The organism is Polaribacter porphyrae (assembly GCF_002954685.1).
GTDB classification, from domain to species: domain Bacteria; phylum Bacteroidota; class Bacteroidia; order Flavobacteriales; family Flavobacteriaceae; genus Polaribacter; species Polaribacter porphyrae.
Map to the genome: position 1 here is coordinate 1,333,389 of NZ_MSCN01000001.1, position 19,876 is coordinate 1,353,264.

The 19,876-nt window shown below is 28.4% G+C and carries 11 protein-coding genes, 1 tRNA gene and 1 CRISPR repeat array; of the genes, 1 reads left to right on the top strand and 11 read right to left on the bottom strand.

The window, feature by feature from the left end:
• Positions 1–48 precede the first annotated feature (48 nt).
• A tRNA-Met gene (locus tag BTO18_RS05950) sits at positions 49–122 on the top strand.
• Between the two features lie 698 nt (positions 123–820).
• On the opposite strand, the gene BTO18_RS05955 is transcribed toward BTO18_RS05950, so the two are convergent.
• From BTO18_RS05955 to cas9, 11 genes are all read right to left on the bottom strand, one after another.
• Positions 821–1,231, bottom strand: coding sequence for a hypothetical protein (locus tag BTO18_RS05955; protein WP_105015352.1), 411 nt, complete (start codon positions 1,229–1,231; stop codon positions 821–823).
• A 72-nt stretch (positions 1,232–1,303) separates the two neighbouring features.
• Positions 1,304–1,681, bottom strand: a complete 378-nt coding sequence (locus tag BTO18_RS05960) for a hypothetical protein (RefSeq protein WP_105015353.1) — start codon at positions 1,679–1,681, stop codon at positions 1,304–1,306.
• A gap of 3 nt (positions 1,682–1,684) precedes the next feature.
• Positions 1,685–2,002: a hypothetical protein gene (locus BTO18_RS05965; protein ID WP_105015354.1), complete on the bottom strand. Its 318-nt coding sequence runs from the start codon at positions 2,000–2,002 to the stop codon at positions 1,685–1,687.
• 141 nt (positions 2,003–2,143) lie between these two features.
• A complete protein-coding gene (locus BTO18_RS05970; RefSeq protein WP_105015355.1) occupies positions 2,144–2,791 on the bottom strand; it encodes a hypothetical protein in 648 nt (215 codons plus the stop codon).
• A gap of 41 nt (positions 2,792–2,832) precedes the next feature.
• A complete protein-coding gene (locus BTO18_RS05975) occupies positions 2,833–3,096 on the bottom strand; it encodes a hypothetical protein (RefSeq protein WP_105015356.1) in 264 nt (87 codons plus the stop codon).
• Between the two features lie 5 nt (positions 3,097–3,101).
• Entirely contained in the window at positions 3,102–7,049 is a 3,948-nt protein-coding gene (locus BTO18_RS05980) for a DUF6443 domain-containing protein (protein ID WP_105015357.1), read from the bottom strand.
• Between the two features lie 11 nt (positions 7,050–7,060).
• Entirely contained in the window at positions 7,061–7,528 is a 468-nt protein-coding gene (locus BTO18_RS05985; protein ID WP_105015358.1) for a lipocalin family protein, read from the bottom strand.
• 7 nt (positions 7,529–7,535) lie between these two features.
• Positions 7,536–10,583: a hypothetical protein gene (locus BTO18_RS05990; RefSeq protein WP_105015359.1), complete on the bottom strand. Its 3,048-nt coding sequence runs from the start codon at positions 10,581–10,583 to the stop codon at positions 7,536–7,538.
• A gap of 519 nt (positions 10,584–11,102) precedes the next feature.
• Positions 11,103–13,582: direct repeats of the CRISPR family, unit length 46 nt; unit sequence GTTGTGAATTGATTTCAAAATTGTATTTTTAGTGAGGAATCACAAG.
• 219 nt (positions 13,583–13,801) lie between these two features.
• A complete protein-coding gene (gene cas2 / locus BTO18_RS05995) occupies positions 13,802–14,140 on the bottom strand; it encodes a CRISPR-associated endonuclease Cas2 (RefSeq protein WP_105015360.1) in 339 nt (112 codons plus the stop codon).
• Position 14,141: 1 nt separating this feature from the next.
• Positions 14,142–15,029 carry a type II CRISPR-associated endonuclease Cas1 gene (cas1, locus tag BTO18_RS06000; RefSeq protein ID WP_105015361.1) on the bottom strand — a complete coding sequence of 296 codons (888 nt, stop codon included), beginning with the start codon at positions 15,027–15,029 and terminating at the stop codon, positions 14,142–14,144.
• Entirely contained in the window at positions 15,030–19,646 is a 4,617-nt protein-coding gene (gene cas9, locus BTO18_RS06005) for a type II CRISPR RNA-guided endonuclease Cas9 (protein ID WP_105015362.1), read from the bottom strand. It abuts the gene before it with no gap.
• Between the last annotated feature and the right edge of the window lie 230 nt (positions 19,647–19,876).

Here is a 19,876-nt window from a genome sequence, read left to right on the forward strand (position 1 = left end):
ACTTGCCTTTCTATAAAAATCGATTATATTTGCACCCTCAAAACCAATGGCGAGGTAGCTCAGTTGGTTAGAGCGCAGGATTCATAACCCTGAGGTCGGCAGTTCAAATCTGCTCCTCGCTACAAAAAAAAGCAACGTTTTTAACGTTGCTTTTTTTCATTAAGGTACAACATAGGTACAACATTTTAATACATGTTATTTTTAAAAGATTTCTTAATAGGTAACTGTGAAGTTAGAAAAAATAGTATCCTCTTAAACCAACAATTTAATGATTGTAAAATAGTTCTTGTTTGTAATTTTTAAAATTTGTCCTGTCCTAAAATATTAGTGTAATTAAAGGTATTGAAAACACTTGGTATGTAAAGCATAATCCAAATAAAATTAAAGACAAATGAAAACTCATAAATCAAAAAAACTGAACAATGATATGATTGTTCAGTTTTAATTACCAATTTTATCCTTTACTAATCTATATCGATTATTTAGGATTAGATAATAACCAGAAAGTACCTCTATTGTTACTAAATTAGTCCCATCTTAATGCATTAAGCTCTCTATTCAAGATATTTTTTATGCCATTATGAAAATCATCTTTTTCAAAATTACAATCTTTGGGTCAATGACATTTATAGGATTATTAAACTTGTATCTAAATGGTATTAAATCTGGACTTTTTTCTGCTATGGCATCAATAAGATGCTAACCCCTATAGTAATGTCATAATTTCTTGCACCATAATCGTACCAATCTAATTTTTACTATTAATGATGCTCCCTTTCTAACAGTTCAAAAACAGTTAGTATTAATAGCTGCTAAAACACTAACCCTTAAAATATATTCCAAGTATCAATAAAATAATAAACAAAAGAAAAGAACCTATGGAATATAATACCACTAACCAACCTCTTAAATACCTTTGCTTTTTATTTTCTTTTTTAAACTCTTCCTCTATAATCAAATACTTATTATTTTTGATAAATAAGTAATAATGGAGTATTGATATTAAAGAAAAAATAATAATAGCTATACTTTTTTTATTTTCAATGATATTAATTTGTATACTCCAAATAATATACAACAAGCTTATTGCTATAAAAATCCATATAGTCAAAGTTAAGGACATGACAAAAATAGCACTAAAGTGAGGAAAATCTTCCTCGCCAATTTTTTTTTTATACCATGTATATTCTCTGTAATATATATATCTGTAAATAGTGTAAATTAATTTCATTTAGATTTTATTATTTCTTTTATTATTTTAAAAGAATCCCTTTATGGAAAATAATTTAAAATTGTTCTAAAATTAATTTAAATCATAATACTTTTTAATGGTTTTATTTCTGTTCTCATAATATATCACTTTATTTTTTTCAATTTTCTCTAAAAAAATTAGATCTTTAATTTTCCCTAACTGAACAATATTAAAAGTTTCAACATTTATTATAGCAATTTTAAAACCTGAATAAAATAACTTTTTTATATAGATTGGTACGTAAATAAATTTATCTTGAAAAATTAATGGACCTCCAAATTTAAACTTCTCAATTTCTTTATTATTTATCATAATACTTCCTATTTCTGGACCTCCTTGAGACAACTCCATTAATCGCAAATAATTTACCTTAATATTATCAACTTCTTTTTGAATATCAAATTGCCAAGGGTCTTCAAACTTTATCATTTATTAAGCATCTTTTATTCTAAAATCTAAAATATCTTTTGCTATTTCAATATTATTCTTCCCTTTTAAGTTAAACTCTTCAAACATTTCTTGTAGATGAAATAATAGGAAAAGATTGATAAGTCTTTTCTTTTCATATAAAATTTCTAGACCACCTGAAATTTCTTCTGCGTTAAGAAAATACATTTCAGAATAGATGTTTAATTCGTTTTCTAGATAGATATCAGCATAATCTATATCCAAATCAGGGTTGCTCTCAATTATTACTCCTTCAATTTCTGAAGGCTTTTTTAAATATTCTACAAATTCTATTAAATTCATTTTTTTATTTTTCTATTTATTCCAAAGATGCATGCCTCCATAACCCCCTGAGTGAAGAGCATCCCAAAAGATACTTCCTGTAGTGTGCTGATTTTTAGGAACTAATTGCATAACTTCTTTTCCTACATCATGATGCCAAACCTAATTTTTTGGGGAGCGTCCCCATAAAATAGCTCCTGTTTTACTTTTATGAAACGTAATCCCTAAATTCATCATAGTAGATTTACTCATATTTGCAAATAGTGATCTGTTTGCAGCAGAAAAATGTTGATAATAACTGCCACCAGGAAAAAGGTTATTCCCAACAGTCATTTCATAAGCTACAGAATAAAACTTACCATTAGGTTTTGCAAATCTAGCAAATTTTGCGAGCTTACCAACAGGTAGGAAAGCCAATACAGCTAATCCTTTATTAAAATTACTATCACCCATTGTAAACTGATAGTATGCATTGGCAAAACCAAAAGGATTGTAATCTGCTATAAACTTAGCGGTTTCTTGTGCAGTTCTTACAGCCTGTTCAAAATTTGCTTCATTTTGTAAAACATTCTTATTGGCTCTATCTATACTATCTTCATCTCCACTAGCTATAGCTTTTTCTAATTCTTCTTCATTTTTACTTCCGTTTAATCCTAAATGGTAATTGATATAATCTTGAAGAGTTTTACATTTTGGACATCCTGAACTATTTTTACCACTTGATTCTGAAACTCCCAAGGAGAAACTTGAGCCTCCTGACCCACCAAAATGCTTGTACGGAATGAGATCTATCTGGGGCCCAAAAATCATCTACGATAAAATTAAAAAAGGAACACTTTATTGTTTTTTAATTAAAAAAGTTCGACAATTTTTAAAAAATAATTGTAATCTTCCTTATCATTTATTACTCTACTAATCTTGTTTTTAAAACTCTCTTTGTATAGATTAGATGTTAAACCTTGATTTATCATTTTGATATTTTGAATTAAATCATCAATAATTATCCAGTCATTATCATCTATAGCTTCATGCTCTTTTTTAATATTTAAGCGAGCCCATACATCAATGTCTCCTTTATATTTCTTATATATTTTTAATTTATCTTTTGTAATCATTTTTATTACTTTAATATATTATGGTAAATAATATTTTTATTTTTTAAGATTGGATATTCTTTTAATCTCCATACGCTTTCCAATCTTATTCCAGTATTAGCATTTTGGAAAACATTAATAGTCCCATTTGCTCCTCTAGCAAATCTTTGTGAAGCAAAATTCCATAGTGGTTTTGTAAACTCATATGAAGTCAATTTTGTCATCTTTGTAAGAAATTTCCCTGTAAATGTCATTTCTAATGTTTTAAACCCATTTGCTCTAGCAAAAGTTTCTGCAGCTACTCTGGCTTGGGAACCACCAGACCAAAAAACTCTTCCTTTACTCAAAAGCTGAAATCCTTTTCCGATTTTACCAACAGGTAGGAAAGCTAAAACAGCCATTCCTTTATTAATATTACTATCACCCATTGTAAACTGATAGTATGCATTGGCAAAACCAAAAGGATCGTAATCTGCTATAAATTTAGCGGTTTCTTGTGCAGTTCTTACTGCTTGTTCAAAATTTGCTTCATTCTGTAAAAAATCACTGTTAGCTTTATCTATTCTATCTTCATCTCCACTAGCTATAGCTTCTTCTAAATCTTCTTCATTTTTGCTTCCATTTAATCCTAAATAATAGTTAATGTAATCTTGAAAAGTTTTACATTTAGGACAACCTGAATTATTTTTAGTTGTTGAGCCAGAAGAAGCAAAAGTAAAAGTCCCACCATCTTGAAGTCCACGAACTGTTACAGATGTAAATCCACCTCCACCTCCCCAAAAATCATCTTTTTCAAAATTACCATCAGGGTCAATTACATTAATTGGGTTGTTAAAACCATATCTAAAAGGAGTTAAATCTGGTCTTTTTTCTGCCATAGCATCTATGACATGCCAACGTCCAATGGATGGCTCATAGTTTCTTGCACCATAATCGTACCAATCTAATTTTTTACCATTAATAACTTCATCTTGGTACTCTTTACCATTATACTTATAGTCGTCTTGAACCCCAATAATATTGGTGTTAAATCCTGTCATTTTCATACCAAAAGGATAGTAGTTATTTTCTTCTCTTATTTGTAAATTAGGAGAAGAGGAACTACCAATATTGGTGTAATTCAATCGACTATTCCCTAGATGGTCTGTATATTGATATATGTATGTATAAGAACTTCCATTTACTTCTACATAACCTTCTGGATGACTAAAGTGCTTTAATACATTATTTTCATAAATAAAACTACCTGCATAATTTGTTGTAGAAGTACCGTTGTTGATTACTTTTTTTTGTAATTTACTACCTGTAGCAGAATAAATGTACTCAATTCTTTTACTACTACCAAAATGTACTTTTGTTGGTAAATTGAGATGGTTGTATTCTATACTGGTAATTCCTTTACTTGAGTCACTAATCAAATTACCATTGTGAGAATCATAGTCATATTGAGTTGTAGAGTGTAAACCATCGGTATTTCCTGATGCATCTTCAACCTCAACAAGTTTATTTGATGATACTGAATAATCATAGCTTAACTCGTCAATATCATTACCTATAGCTCCCGTTCTTATAAGTTCGTCAAGATTTCCATTTTTATCATAATTATATGAGGTTTCAAATTTACCACTTCCTGATAATAAATTATTTTCTTCTCTATAATTTGCATAAGTAATTCTACTTAAATCGTCATAACTATATTGATACCCTCTTTTTTTATAATCACTTTTAGTCCTCCAAATGGTTTCAGAGATATTACCATCATAAAGTGGAGTGTAAACTGATGTGGTCTGGATATTTTTTGTGTTGTAGTTTATCTTAAATGTGAATAAATCACTTCCAATATTATCAACATCATTAATATTAGTTAACCAACCTCTTACGTTATACTTATAATCTATGGTTTGTAATCCATTAGAGTTTTCAACCTGACTTTCAACAGCACCACCAACTTTTTTAGATTTTAATTCTCCTAGCTCTTTGTATTCATTATTCACAATTAATTCTTCAGCTTGTGAATTTATTTTTTGTGTTTGTGTTAATAGTCGATCTAGATGGTCGTAAGTAAATTTATCTGTAATTATAATATCAGATTTACCTACTTTTTTATGGGTAGTTCTAATCTCTAGAACTTTTCCAGTAAAATCATCTAGTTTGCTTTCTACAATATCAGTTGTGTTTAAATAGTCATTTTTTGTCCATATATATATAGGGCGAGCTTTTTCATCATATCCAGTTATGGTTGTTATCCATCCGTGTCCACCTAATATAAACTCTTTAGAAGTTGTAGACAATCCTTTAGTATTGTTTGTTAGTGCTTTTCCATAATAGTTTGTTTGTGGGTTGTGTGTATCTCCCCCCCAATATACATAGTCATCATAATAGTTAATTGTATAAACGTCATACCACGGAACATTGATTGGGTAAGCATTATTTGTGTAATAATACAACCCTGAACCAGTAGTAATACTTTCTATAACTGAATTAGAAGAATTTGCCGAATTTTGTACATTTATTCTAGAGCGATTATCTTTATATAAACCACTATATATAGTTCTTCCATAAGCATCATATTTAGTAAATAGCCATTCTTTGTTGGATTTAGCTCTTTGAACAGCATCTTGTGTTAAGATTGGTCTATTTACTTTATCATAAACAATATACTCCCAGCCTTTTCCTGGTATTTTTTTTTCAACTAATCTATTTTTAACATCATACCTATATTGATAACATAATTCTGATAATTCTGTTGCAGAAACTCCATTATTGAGAGTTACTTTAGGTGGAATGACAATCAATAAATTTCCGTATTTATCATATACATTATAAGTATCGTGAGCTATTCCATTGTTATAACTTCTTTTAAGAACTGTTATTCCTCTATAATCTTTAAAAACTTCTTCTGTGTTATTTTTTCCATCTGAAGCTTTCCAATTTTCATTTTTTGTAATAAATTTATGTAATGTAGGTGTCTTTGCATATTGATCACCTACCTGATTGGTTTGGTAAGAAACAGTGTACATCCCTTTCATTACCAAATTAAGATTGCCGCTTACTGTATGATTAGCTTCTAAAACATGAACATTATCTGAATTTTCTACTAGTTTGTATTCATTTTTAATGGTATGTTCGTTATTAATTCCCTCTTTCCAGTCATTTCCTGGTGCAGCTATCTCAATTGGCAAGTTTAAAGGAGATTCTTCAAATAAAGTTTCTGAATATGGATTGATTGTATTTTGAAATTCGTTAGTATTATAATAGGCGTTTGTCTTGATTAATGCGTCTGTTCTGTATGAACCATCATTACTTAAAGAAGCATAGGGAAGGTATTGTTTTGATTGTCTTCCTAAATCATCATAAGTCATATGTGTAACAATATCTTTTTGCGATGCACTTTGTCGGATTCCTATTTGTTGAATGGGTCTTCCTAAACCATCAAAATAAGTTATGTTTTCTATTTTCTCTGAATTGTTTAAACTTGTGACGTTTGTTGTTGCTACAGTTGGAGTCACTGTATATATGTAATTCTCATTAATATTGAGTATAGTAGTACCATTGTTTGGAGGTTCAGTGATATCGATTGCTAATTGATACATAGTTTGTCCAAAATAATCTATAAAAATGGCATGTACTCTTTTGAGACCCGTAGCTCTCCATATAATATTAATATTTGCCATTTCTTGCCCATAGTAATCCTCAAAATAGTCATTAGTCGTATTAATATTTGTACCATTATCTACAATATCTCCTCCAGTAATTGTCCATTCAATATCTGCAGAAGCTACCCAACCATTGTAGACAGCGTCGCCTATATTATAGGAATAACTAGTATTCAATAAAATATTTGTTGGTCCAGATAAAGTAATATCTCCATCCGTATAACTTTCTGTTGTTGTTTGAGAGAATAGATGTAGTGTAAAAAACAATACTCCAAAAAACAAACTTTTCTTATAACCTCCTTTTCCTAGTTTTTTCATCTTATTAGCAATTAAATTTTATTAAAATATTGAATTAAAAATAATGGCCTCCTTTTTTTATTTTTATAAATAGCTTTTATAACCAATTGTTCAGAAGATATTTTTCTGATCTTAAATTTTAAGGTTTTCCCTCTCTCATCTGTGAGATTTAATTTATTGCCTTCTAAAAACCACTTAAACTCTTTATTGGGAATAATTTTATTCTTTTCTATTAATGTGCCGTTATCTGTAAAAACTAACCTTTTATTCTTATAAAATTTAGATAAACGATTTCTTCTTAACGATTTTGATAAAATTTTATTACTTATTTCAGGGTCTTCAATTCTTACTTTTTTAATTGTTTTATTGAAGTCTAATTTCCATTTTCCTATTAAATCCTCTGTAGTGATTTGTTGCTCTACTTCTTGACCAAAACTATTTTCCGATAAAAGACATGAACAAAAAACAAATACGGTAAAAATTATTATTTTTGTTTTCATAGCGTTTTTAGTATTTATAGTTGTATTCGTTTTTACTTATTATATTTCCATCATGATCTGTTACTTTCTCCAATCTATTAAATTGATCATAATGATAGTTTATTGTTCTATTCCTTGGATCTGTAATATTCATCACTCCCACTAATTTTTTATGGGTATACGAGGTAATTTGAGTATTAGGTAATGCAGTTCTTAACTCACTCATTACTTGCTTTATACTAGTGTCATTACTAAAAGTGCCTTGATTAAATTGTGATTGAATATTGTTTTGTAGTGCAAAATTCACTGCTGAATTGGATGCGTTTATAATTTCTGCAATAAGGTATGCTGAATCATATCCATAAATTCTTGTAACATAAACTCCATCCTTTCTAACATACTCTTCAATTCTTCCTTTACTATCACGAATTGTTACTTTATCTGATTCTGTAATACTTCCATCACGTGCTATAAAATTTACTTTTTCTAAAGCATATAAAGAATTTCCAAAATCTTTGTATAGGTGATCTTCTTTTGCCAAGACTTCATTATCGTGATTTTTGACAGTTATTCTTAAAGCTGTTGATAGTCTATTTTTTTGAACTAGATTATTTGAAAAAGGAAGTTGATTTACTTGCCCGTCAACTATGGGATATTCTATTTCTTTAATTACTTTATGATCTCTATCCATATTTTGGACAACCCAATAACATTCTTGACTATCTATTCCACTTTGATCGTTTGAAACACATTTTACAACTTCTTTAGTCTCTTTTACCAATAAAGGGTTTTCTTGATCAAATTCATATTTCTTAATAGTTTGTAGAATATGAAGTGCGTTATCATAATAAAAAGAAGAAGTATTTAATTCGTCAGATTGATAGTCTTTAATAACTACTTTAGTTAATAAATCTCTCTGTACTTTTAAATCTATATTTTCTGTAAATCCTCCACAAGTAGTCCCAGCTTGATTAAGTTTATATGTTCCGTTTAAATTATAACAATTGGCTAAAGGTTCATTAGAAGACTTATTTAAATATTCTAAACTTAATTTACTAAATTCTTTAGTCGTATAGGTATATTTCTTCGAGGATCTTTTCTTTCCAGATTTGGCATATGTTGTTTCAGAAAGTATTTTACCCCTCAAGAAATCTCTATCATAAAACAACATTGACGGAGCTAGTTGCTGCCATGAATTACTATAAGGAAAATGATGATCATACGTTTTTGTTGACGTAACATTATACGTTGTAATTGGTGAGCTGTAGACATACTCAACATATCCGTTGTCTATCCTATTTTTTACAGTTACCTTACCATACCCAACAAAGGCTCCTTGTGTAAATTCAACTTGAGATAATGCAGAAGAAAAAGTATCAATTCCTAATCTTGATGTTAATTGACTTAATGTATTAGCTCCACTTCCTGTTGCACCTGTTTTTAACTTGAAAATAGCAAAAGTGGGCATTTGAATGATACCCCCATTTTCATAGGTATAATCTAAAATTTGAGTATTTCCTTTATCATCCAATAATTTTTGTGATTTAATTCGTAGTCCACCTCCTTGCTTAATTCCATTAAAATTAAATTCATTCAATTCATACTCGTATTCATTTTCTCCACCTGTTGGAAATTTAATTTTAATTAATGAATATGTTTTTGCGTAATTAACATCTGCTTCTAATGAATAATTACCTGTCAATTCAATTGCAGAACTATCATAAAAAGGAGTAATCTTGTTATTTTTAAAATAATACTTTGGAACTGGATTACTATTACCAGAACTATAAGAGCCATTATTATATCCTAAAAAATCATGTGCATAAGAAGTTCTAGGAGGCATTGAAAAAGAAGAATTATTCTCATAAGTAAAAGTATGACCTGGTAATTCAGTTTGGTCTGGAGCAACTTCGTAAACTCTATCCAAACGTAACCTTTTACTTTGTTCTGTATTGATATCTACTGGAGATTGAAAATAGCTATGAGCCAATTTTATATGTTTTACAGTATACCCATTTTGATCTTTAATTTTTATTTCAGTTAAAGCTTTTTCTCCTGTTTTATCTAATCTATTTATTCCATATATAAACTCCACCTCTCCAAGTTCATGGATGATTTTTTTCAATCGATGCGTTACATAAAATGAAGAGTCATAAGATGTAGAAGAAACATCAGAGTCAGCTCCTCCACCATAAGGATGCTTATTATTCATATAACTGACAGTATTGTAATTTGAATATTGTTCATATTCAAAGTCAATCATTTGATTTGTACTAGGATCTTCAATTTTATCTAACCTGTAAGAGTTAATTTGACTGTAAAAACCAAATGGTATTTCAGGAGAGCCAAAAGTATATACCAATCCATTAATACTCGTAATTTTAGTTTCTATAAAACCAAATCTTGATACATTGTCCGTTGAACCATTTCCTTTTATATAGCTTCTAGACACATAGCCTAATGTCTCATCAATTATGTTTCCTTGGTGTTCTAACTCTATGGGATCCAAATCCTTTTTATGAATATATCTAGTAGATAGACCAGGCGCTTCAGCAGAATAAAGATCAGGCTCTGGATCTCCATATGGATTTGGAGAACCTGTATGAGCGGCAGTACTTTGAAGATTTGGATAATTATACCCTAACCAACCTGCAGGGTCGTGTGGTGCTCCAGGATATGAACCTCCATTAGGCTTTTTAAAATCATCCATTCCCTTCACAATTCTAGTAATTACTCCCCCTGCATTCAAACTCCAATTTAATCCAACACTAGAAGCAACATCTGCTACCTTGACACCAGATGTATTATAAGAAAGGGAAATGGGGACACTAATCTGACCTGAAGAAATGGTATATATGGGAATAGATATATTCGCTCTACCTGTATAGTTACTTACTGGAATAAAATTTACTTTTTGAAACGCTGTGATATCAGGAGATTGTGGAGTACCTCCAATAACTGTTGTAGCAGTGTACATATTTGAGTTAAAATTATCTCCATAATAACCATCTCCTTGTGCATTAGAAAATTGGCTACACAAAATAATTGTGAAGCAAGAAAAAATTATTTTTCTCATAGATATATTTTTTAAGATTAGCAATTTGTTTGAACAAACTTAAATAAAGAATTCTTTTGTAAAAATGACAAATATCATCCGTGAAAAAATTTATCCTATCTCTTAAGAAAATTTAATATGTTTGTGATTTTAGCAATTCAATTAGTGTAAAACTATTAATTACTTCTAAAGTAAAAATGATGTAGACGTTAATTTTAAGTTAAAAAGTAATTCAATTCAAATTTGTTATAATCCAAGTAAAAGGTTTATTTGATAAATAACCCTGAGGTCGGCAGTTCAAATCTGCTCCTCGCTATGAAAAAAGCCGTGTCTAACATGGCTTTTTTTAATTTACTTACTATTCTTATTTGTAGTTTTGTTAAGCTTAAGTTATTATTTTAGAATTCTTTCTTCATTTATCCAAACAAAAAAGAAATGCAATATTTAAGTTGATTATTTGTTTGTTTTAATCTCTTCGTCAGATTTGACTCTATAAGTTTGTTCTTGGATATTATCTCTCAAAATTACTAGCATTTTCTAGTTATAAATTGATTTCAAAATTGTATTTTTAGTGAGGAATCACAAGAAGCTCTTACTTCATACCACTCTGCATTATGTTGTGAATTGATTTCAAAATTGTATTTTTAGTGAGGAATCACAAGTTTAGATCCTGATGATTTAGCGAAAAGTGTGTTGTGAATTGATTTCAAAATTGTATTTTTAGTGAGGAATCACAAGCCTTTGTATTAGCTTCTATTCTTTTGGTTTGTTGTGAATTGATTTCAAAATTGTATTTTTAGTGAGGAATCACAAGTCTCTTTCCCTTGCTCATAGCCAAGCGAGTGTTGTGAATTGATTTCAAAATTGTATTTTTAGTGAGGAATCACAAGCTATAAGTTTGAAGATAAACCAATTGAATTGTTGTGAATTGATTTCAAAATTGTATTTTTAGTGAGGAATCACAAGGATGACCTAGTATTTCACTACCATCAATATGTTGTGAATTGATTTCAAAATTGTATTTTTAGTGAGGAATCACAAGATGGAGATTTTAATATAGATTTAATACTATGTTGTGAATTGATTTCAAAATTGTATTTTTAGTGAGGAATCACAAGTACACCATTCGTAACTTTCCATGCTGACATGTTGTGAATTGATTTCAAAATTGTATTTTTAGTGAGGAATCACAAGACGCTTTTTCTATATCCCCTCCAGTACCTCGTTGTGAATTGATTTCAAAATTGTATTTTTAGTGAGGAATCACAAGGTAGATGAAATTATAGAAGAACGATTTTGTGTTGTGAATTGATTTCAAAATTGTATTTTTAGTGAGGAATCACAAGAATAATTAAACCTATATGTACTGTTAACTAGTTGTGAATTGATTTCAAAATTGTATTTTTAGTGAGGAATCACAAGTAATGATTTTTTTAGTTGAAGTGGGCTATTGTTGTGAATTGATTTCAAAATTGTATTTTTAGTGAGGAATCACAAGACAATCAGGTTTAGAAGCTAAAATAATGTTGTTGTGAATTGATTTCAAAATTGTATTTTTAGTGAGGAATCACAAGATGCTATTAAGGAGAATGACACAACAGCTGGTTGTGAATTGATTTCAAAATTGTATTTTTAGTGAGGAATCACAAGGTTGGTTCAATTTTTGTTAGATACTTAAGCGTTGTGAATTGATTTCAAAATTGTATTTTTAGTGAGGAATCACAAGTTTGGAAAGCACATAAGCAAGGATTACAACGTTGTGAATTGATTTCAAAATTGTATTTTTAGTGAGGAATCACAAGATAAGTAACCACATATAGTTAGTTAATCCAGTTGTGAATTGATTTCAAAATTGTATTTTTAGTGAGGAATCACAAGAAACAGCTGTATTGTCAATATCTGCAATCAGTTGTGAATTGATTTCAAAATTGTATTTTTAGTGAGGAATCACAAGTAATTATAGTTTAGTAATGATAGAAGTAGTGTTGTGAATTGATTTCAAAATTGTATTTTTAGTGAGGAATCACAAGTACGACCAGCTAGTAGCTTTAACGTTCATTGTTGTGAATTGATTTCAAAATTGTATTTTTAGTGAGGAATCACAAGTTCAATAGGTGTTGATACGTCTTCGGCTTTGTTGTGAATTGATTTCAAAATTGTATTTTTAGTGAGGAATCACAAGTTTTCTTCATGATTAGAGGGGTTGTCTTGGGTGTTGTGAATTGATTTCAAAATTGTATTTTTAGTGAGGAATCACAAGAGACCAAATGGCATGGTTCGACACTGTAATGTTGTGAATTGATTTCAAAATTGTATTTTTAGTGAGGAATCACAAGGGATTGGTTATACAGTAAGAAGCTATCAGCGTTGTGAATTGATTTCAAAATTGTATTTTTAGTGAGGAATCACAAGCAGAATAGATTTATTAGCGTACAAGTACTAGTTGTGAATTGATTTCAAAATTGTATTTTTAGTGAGGAATCACAAGAACAGACTTGCAAACAGTAAGTATGCCTATGTTGTGAATTGATTTCAAAATTGTATTTTTAGTGAGGAATCACAAGGGGTTGCCAAGAGGTATCAAGGTAATTGGAGTTGTGAATTGATTTCAAAATTGTATTTTTAGTGAGGAATCACAAGACTCAATTAATTTTTAAAAATGTCAAACGTGTTGTGAATTGATTTCAAAATTGTATTTTTAGTGAGGAATCACAAGTGTTTGAGAGTAGTTGTATAGACATAGAAAGTTGTGAATTGATTTCAAAATTGTATTTTTAGTGAGGAATCACAAGCGTTTGATACTCTCCAAAAGTTCTATGATAGTTGTGAATTGATTTCAAAATTGTATTTTTAGTGAGGAATCACAAGACCTTTGTACTATAATTAGATATTATGTCTGTTGTGAATTGATTTCAAAATTGTATTTTTAGTGAGGAATCACAAGTAGAATTAAAAAAGAGAGTAAAGAATTTCCGTTGTGAATTGATTTCAAAATTGTATTTTTAGTGAGGAATCACAAGGTCAATCCCAAAATATTGAATAAAATCAGTGGTTTGGGATTGTTTTTTTGGATTACGAAAGTTTAATAATTTTATTGTTTACTTATTAAATTTTCTATTTTTTTTAATTCTAATTTTCTTAAACGAGATTTCTCGACTTCGCTCGAAATAATGGCTTTAAGATGTGTCTAAAAACATAAGATTGCTTCAATCGTTCCTCTTTCGCAATGACAATGGAGATTAAAAAAGCTGTAATTGTTGGGTTGGTTGTGGCAAATCGATTTCTTTAATTCCATGAAATAACTCCATATTTCCAAATTGCTTATCTGTTATTTCTAAAATACAGACTTTTCCATGTTTTGGTAAACTCAATTTTACTCTTTTGGTGTGTACTTTTGCATTTTCCCTGCTTGGGCAATGGCGTAAATAAATGGAAAACTGAAACATTGTAAAACCATCTTTAATCAGTTTTTTACGGAATAAATTAGCGGCTTTTCGTTCTTTTTTAGTTTCGGTTGGTAAATCAAAAAATACTAATATCCACATAATTCTGTAAGCACTAAATCTGTTTTGAGACATTTCAATCTAATTCAGGATATTTAATCTGTCGTAATTCTCCTGTAAAACATTTGTATAAACTCGCAGTTGTGGTTGAAACTGCCACAAATAAAGGTCTTTCTAACCCATCTATTAGTACATCTTGCGTAGCAATAGTTAACAAATATGCTTTGGTATCTTTATTCAATTCAAAAGAATAATTCTCTTGAATATAATTGTATACCATTTTATCTACAAACGGCCTATATGGTTCCATAATATCATCTGCCAAACAATAGGGATTATATTTATTCTTATGAAAAATACCTAAAACTGGCAACAAACCACTATTAACTAGAGCTCTAGCAACGATACTTCGCAAAATAGCATAACCAAAATTTAATAAATTATTAGGTTCTTCCCCAAAACGTGTTCTATTAAAATTTTCAAACAAATGTTTCCAATAATATTGTGCAGCCATTCCTTCTCTATTTGAGGTATCACCACTTTTTACATTCAGTTTGTATTCAGCTAAAGGTTCTGAAACTTTATTGTTTAGTTTTAGTAAACTTTCTTGATTCTTTATTTTCTGCTCAATAGTTTGCTTCCATAATTGTTTCTTTAGTGGTTCTGATGCTGATAATTGACATTTTATTCTTTCTGAATATTCTGAATGACCATAGAAAGGCAACATCAAACCAAAAGGGAGATGATGCTCATCGCAAGTAATAACAGCAATATTATTGCCCTGTAATTTTACTAATACTTGATTGGAGATCGTTATTTGATAGTGATCGAGCATCAACAACGCAATATCTTCAATTGGCACAGTTCCTTTGATTTCTTTGGTTTTGGGTTCTTGTACAACTAATTGTAAATCTTTTAACTTTAAATATGATGGATTGCTGATGTAGATAGTTCTTTTTATCATCTATTTAATGACTTTTATAATATTTCCTAATTTATCAACTTTTAGTTTCCAACATATAGATTTAATCTGAACACCTTCTATTGAGTTTTGATTTTTAAGTTGTGGACTATTTAAACCATATTCATTTTTTATCAAGTTATCTATATTTAATCCATATTCAGATGCAAAGGATTTTCTTTTTTTATTATCATTCATATTATAAATAACATCGGCTGATAACATAGGTGCAAAATTTGCAGTTGTACCACTTCCATCTTTAAAAACATAAATTCTTTCTAATTGGTTCTTTGATAAATTTTCAAAATTAACTTCTTCATTTTCTTTCGGTAAATAAACTAAATCATTAGGCTGTAAATAGTATTTTAAATTAAAATCTGGAAAATCTGGATGCCTTTGTGGTACATTTTTCTTTTCTTCAAATTTTAAATCTTGTTCTAACTTTTGTGTTACTAAAATTTCTTCAAAAGTAGGTACATAGTATTTTCTTATTCCATTTTTTTCACAAATACAGAAATATAAATTTGTACCTGCCGCAGATTTTACAAATTTTGTCTCTTTGATTAAATTATCATTATCATCTGTCCACTTTCTTATTGAAAACTGCTTTCCTTTAGCAAATCTCACTCTTACTTTTTTAATTGGATGATGGGAAATTCCATTATTTAATTCAACTATATTTTTGTTTAAATCTTCTACGCCTTGTGGTGAAAAAGCTACTTCATTTGGTTTTAAGTTTTTTCCTTTTTCGTCTTTTTGGTACTTGAATTTCTCTTGATTTAAATGGTTTGTAAGAATTATCTTGACAGTATCATCAACAACATCTTTTATTTTTTTTGTTGTAAAAGAACTGTTTAAATATTCTCTTTTTACTAAATCTCCTTTATATTTTCCACTTTCCATTATTCCAAAATATGTGTCTTCATGTAAAGGTTTTCTTATTGCCCAATTTTTCTTTCCTTTAGTTTGTTCTACTCTTTTTTTAATCTTTTTCCCATTCTTATCATGGAAAAAATTACCATTTTCATCTTTGTATCTTAAATTGTAATTAGTCGCTTTATTTATTGCCCTCAAGTTCTGTTTATAACTAATTACTATTTTTTCTAAACTGTTTTTTATATCAACTGTAAAACTATCCCATGGTTTTTTATAATTTGCAAGTACTACATGTGTTGTTCTCTTTTTTGTAATAGGATGTGTTTTTTCAATCTCTTTTGTGTTTCTTAATATTTTTCCTAAATCATATCTTTTTATATTTGATTTTGCATTGTTATTACTTATGTAATTAATGTGATTTCTAGTTACACAAGCAACTACTAAAGCATCTAAAGCATGATGTCTATGGTCTATTCTTTTAATTTGAAAATCATCTCTTAATTCTAAAGGAACTTCTGGTTTAAAATATCCACCATCTTTGATATATTTACCAAATAAGCCATTGTTTTCATTTTCTTCGCCACAAATTAATCTATTTAATCTCTTAAAGCGATGTTCAACAAGAGAACTCCAAATAGCATTTAAACCCCATTTTGCTTTTAATATTGAGGTTACTTTTCCTGGAACTGATAAAACATTTTTTACAGTTGATTCTTGCTCACCATCTTCTCTTACAATATTGCTAAACGTTTTTAGTGCAACTTTACTTATGTAACGCATATCATTTTTTTGACGTTCAACCATTTTTTTTGGGACTTCTTCTCTTAATAAATTTTCTTGTTTTAATCCATCATAATTTTCTTTTATAAAGTCTTCATAATCAGATTGATTTACTATGGTAACTTTTTTTCCATTACTTAATGGAACATCGGCATTTTGATATTCTTGGATAAAATTATAAGCAAGTGTATTATCTTTTAAGCTATTAACTTCTGTTTCACATATAACTTTGTTATTAAAAGAATTATCTAAATATTTAGATTGGGGTATAACGTGTTCTATCTCATATTTATCAGTAAATAGTTCTGATAACATGATTGTTTTATGAGTATAAGGCGATTTATATTTTTGCTCTAACCAAAGCCTATATTTTAAAATTTCATTAGTTGTAGGTTGACTTTTATTGATAAATTTTTCAACAGTAAATTTTCCATCTAAAACTTCATCTTTTAATTCTTTTTCAGAATATTGGGCTAAAATTGTCTGTTCGAAAATTTTTAATTTATCAAATTGAGTTTTAGATGTTGGTATAACTTCCTTTACATCATCAAAGTTTTTAAACTCATATAACAATTCTCTTATTCTTTGATTAGTATCTTTTTGTTTCGTATTTCTCTTGGATATTTTTTCTCTTACTTTTTTTGGATTCTTTAGATCTCTACCAATTTCTATATGGATTTTATCAAATAAACGAGCATATACTTTTTCTTCTTTTTTAGTATTCTCGTTTAAAAATAAATCAAATTGTATGTTAAGTTTATCTCCATAATATTTCCAGATTTCTAACGTAACCCGTAAAGATTCCAATAAAACTTGTTCTACGATTGGGTTGCGAAGACTATGTTGTTTAAAACTTTTTATATAATCGTCTAAATCTTTTGTAGTTTTCCATTGTGTAACATCAACTTCAGAATGTTTACCATATACAATGTAAGAAGCCAACCAAAGTGGCAATCCCTGAAAATTTGAAATTTCATCTAATGTTATCGATTTTTCTCGAACTCTATTTGAAATTGTTTTATCAAATTCTCCTGTAAGAAGTTTATCAATTCTGTTTAAGGTATTTTGATGAATAGTTTCTTGAGACCATAAATTTCCACATCTCATTAAAGACAATAACTTTCTAATCGCTTTTTCAGAATAAGAAGCATATTCTTTTTTAAGCATTGGTAATTTTTGTAGATTTTTTTGTGTTTCTTCAGAAAGTTTGTTTTTTCTGCAAAATCGAATTATTGCTTTATCATATTCAGTTGCATCTGTAACAGAGTAATTAATATGCCATAAATTTATCTCTAATTCATCTGAATATTTATTTAAATCATCTTTGGAAAATTTACTTTTGAGTTTTTGACGAGTTTGATTGCATTCTAATTTAATTTTATCATCATCTGTATAATTCCATCTATATTTTTCTTTCTCTTTTTTATCTTTAATAAAATATGATATTAATTGTGGTTGATTGATATCCTTTTTATTGATTAAAAATTCAAAAAAATCTTTAAATTCTTCATTTGTCTTAATGAAAGAATCGGTTACGTCTATATTTAATTTTATTTTTTCGTCAATTTTTTGCTGTCTTTTTTGAATACGAATATTGTTAGCCAACTGCCAAATTCTAAATTCTTGAAACAATGGATGCGATTTTGGTATTCCATTGATATTTACAGTTTTCTTTTCATTTGTTTCTTTATCAATATAAAATCTTTTTTCAAAAGTACATTTTGATATGAGTGATTTTTGACTTTTTAGAGGTCTATGATAGTAAATAATATCTTTTAAAAACAAATAAGTAAAACCATTTTTCTGATTTAAAAGTAATTTTTGATGATCTATATTATTAGGATAAAGTTCTAAAACAGCTTTTTTGAATAATTCATTATTATTCCAATCTTCTTGTCTGTACTTTTTTTGTGTTTTTAAGATTTGAGCTAGTTCATCAAAATAAAAATTTCTATCAATAGTTCTTATTAATTCTCCTCTTATTTTTTGTTGGGGATTTTTTAAAATAGCTTCGTATATATACTTTCCAACAAATTTATCTTCCTCTTTTAAATCTTGTTCTGTTTTTCTTTTAATTGCCTCCCAATCTTCTTCTGATTTTACTTCTCTATAAGAATTAGAGAAAGTTTCGTCTTTCTTTTTTGTAGAAGTTATAATATAATTAACTGTTTTATTCTTCCACAATTCTGGGTTTGTAGTTTTCTTTTTACTATCACCATAAATATTTCCTTTATCATCTTTAAATATTATATCAAATAAAGTTTTATCTTCTACTTTATCTTCTGTTTCAACAAAATCAGCTACTTTTAAAATTGAAAATCTAACCGTTTTATTTTCATTGGTTTTTATTTCTTTTTCTTGTCTTTGTTGATAATATCCTCTTTTTTGATTGAAGTTTAATAATATCCAAGCTAATTCTTCATTAGAAATTTCTTGAGTAAGTGCTTTTTTTCTTAAATAATACAAAGTCCAATCGTAAGGTAATTTAAATGGTTTACCTTTCTTATTTAGTTGGGGAAGATTTTTATGAACCGCTCTAAACTCCTTTTCCATTTCATTATAAGAATCTTGAAACAAAAATATGCGTTTGCTATTACCATCTAACTTATCTGAATATGCTAGTAATGGTTCACAACCTTTCAAAAATTGACCTTTTTTGTATTCAAAATCTACATATTTTGAATAAGATTCTGGTAAATAATTTAAAACATTAAGAATTCTATGTAATCTTTCACGTCTTAAGTTACTTCTTTCATAAAGTATTCTAGTGCCTCTACTATCTGTTTTTTCAGCAGTTTGAGATTTTGTTACACCTTTTTCAAAGTCTTTAATAATAGCTTTGGACATTGGAATTATTCTTGAACCTGCCCCAAGAATTGTATGAATATCTCTTTCTTTTTGTATTTCTATTATGCTCCAACCAATAGAGTTTGTTCCCAAATCCAATCCTAATATTCTTTTCATAATCAATTTAATTTTTAGTTTTTCCTAAATTATTGAAAATAAATCAAATATAATTATGGAAATCCGTAAATATTTAAGAAATTAATTATATATATTTGTAGAATACAATTTGAAATCAATTCACAATAAGGATTATTCCGTTGTGAAAACATTTAAAGCGGGAATTTCGATTCTCGCTTTTTTGTTTGTACTAGTTTTCTAAAATTCTTATCGATTAAAGATAAAGACTT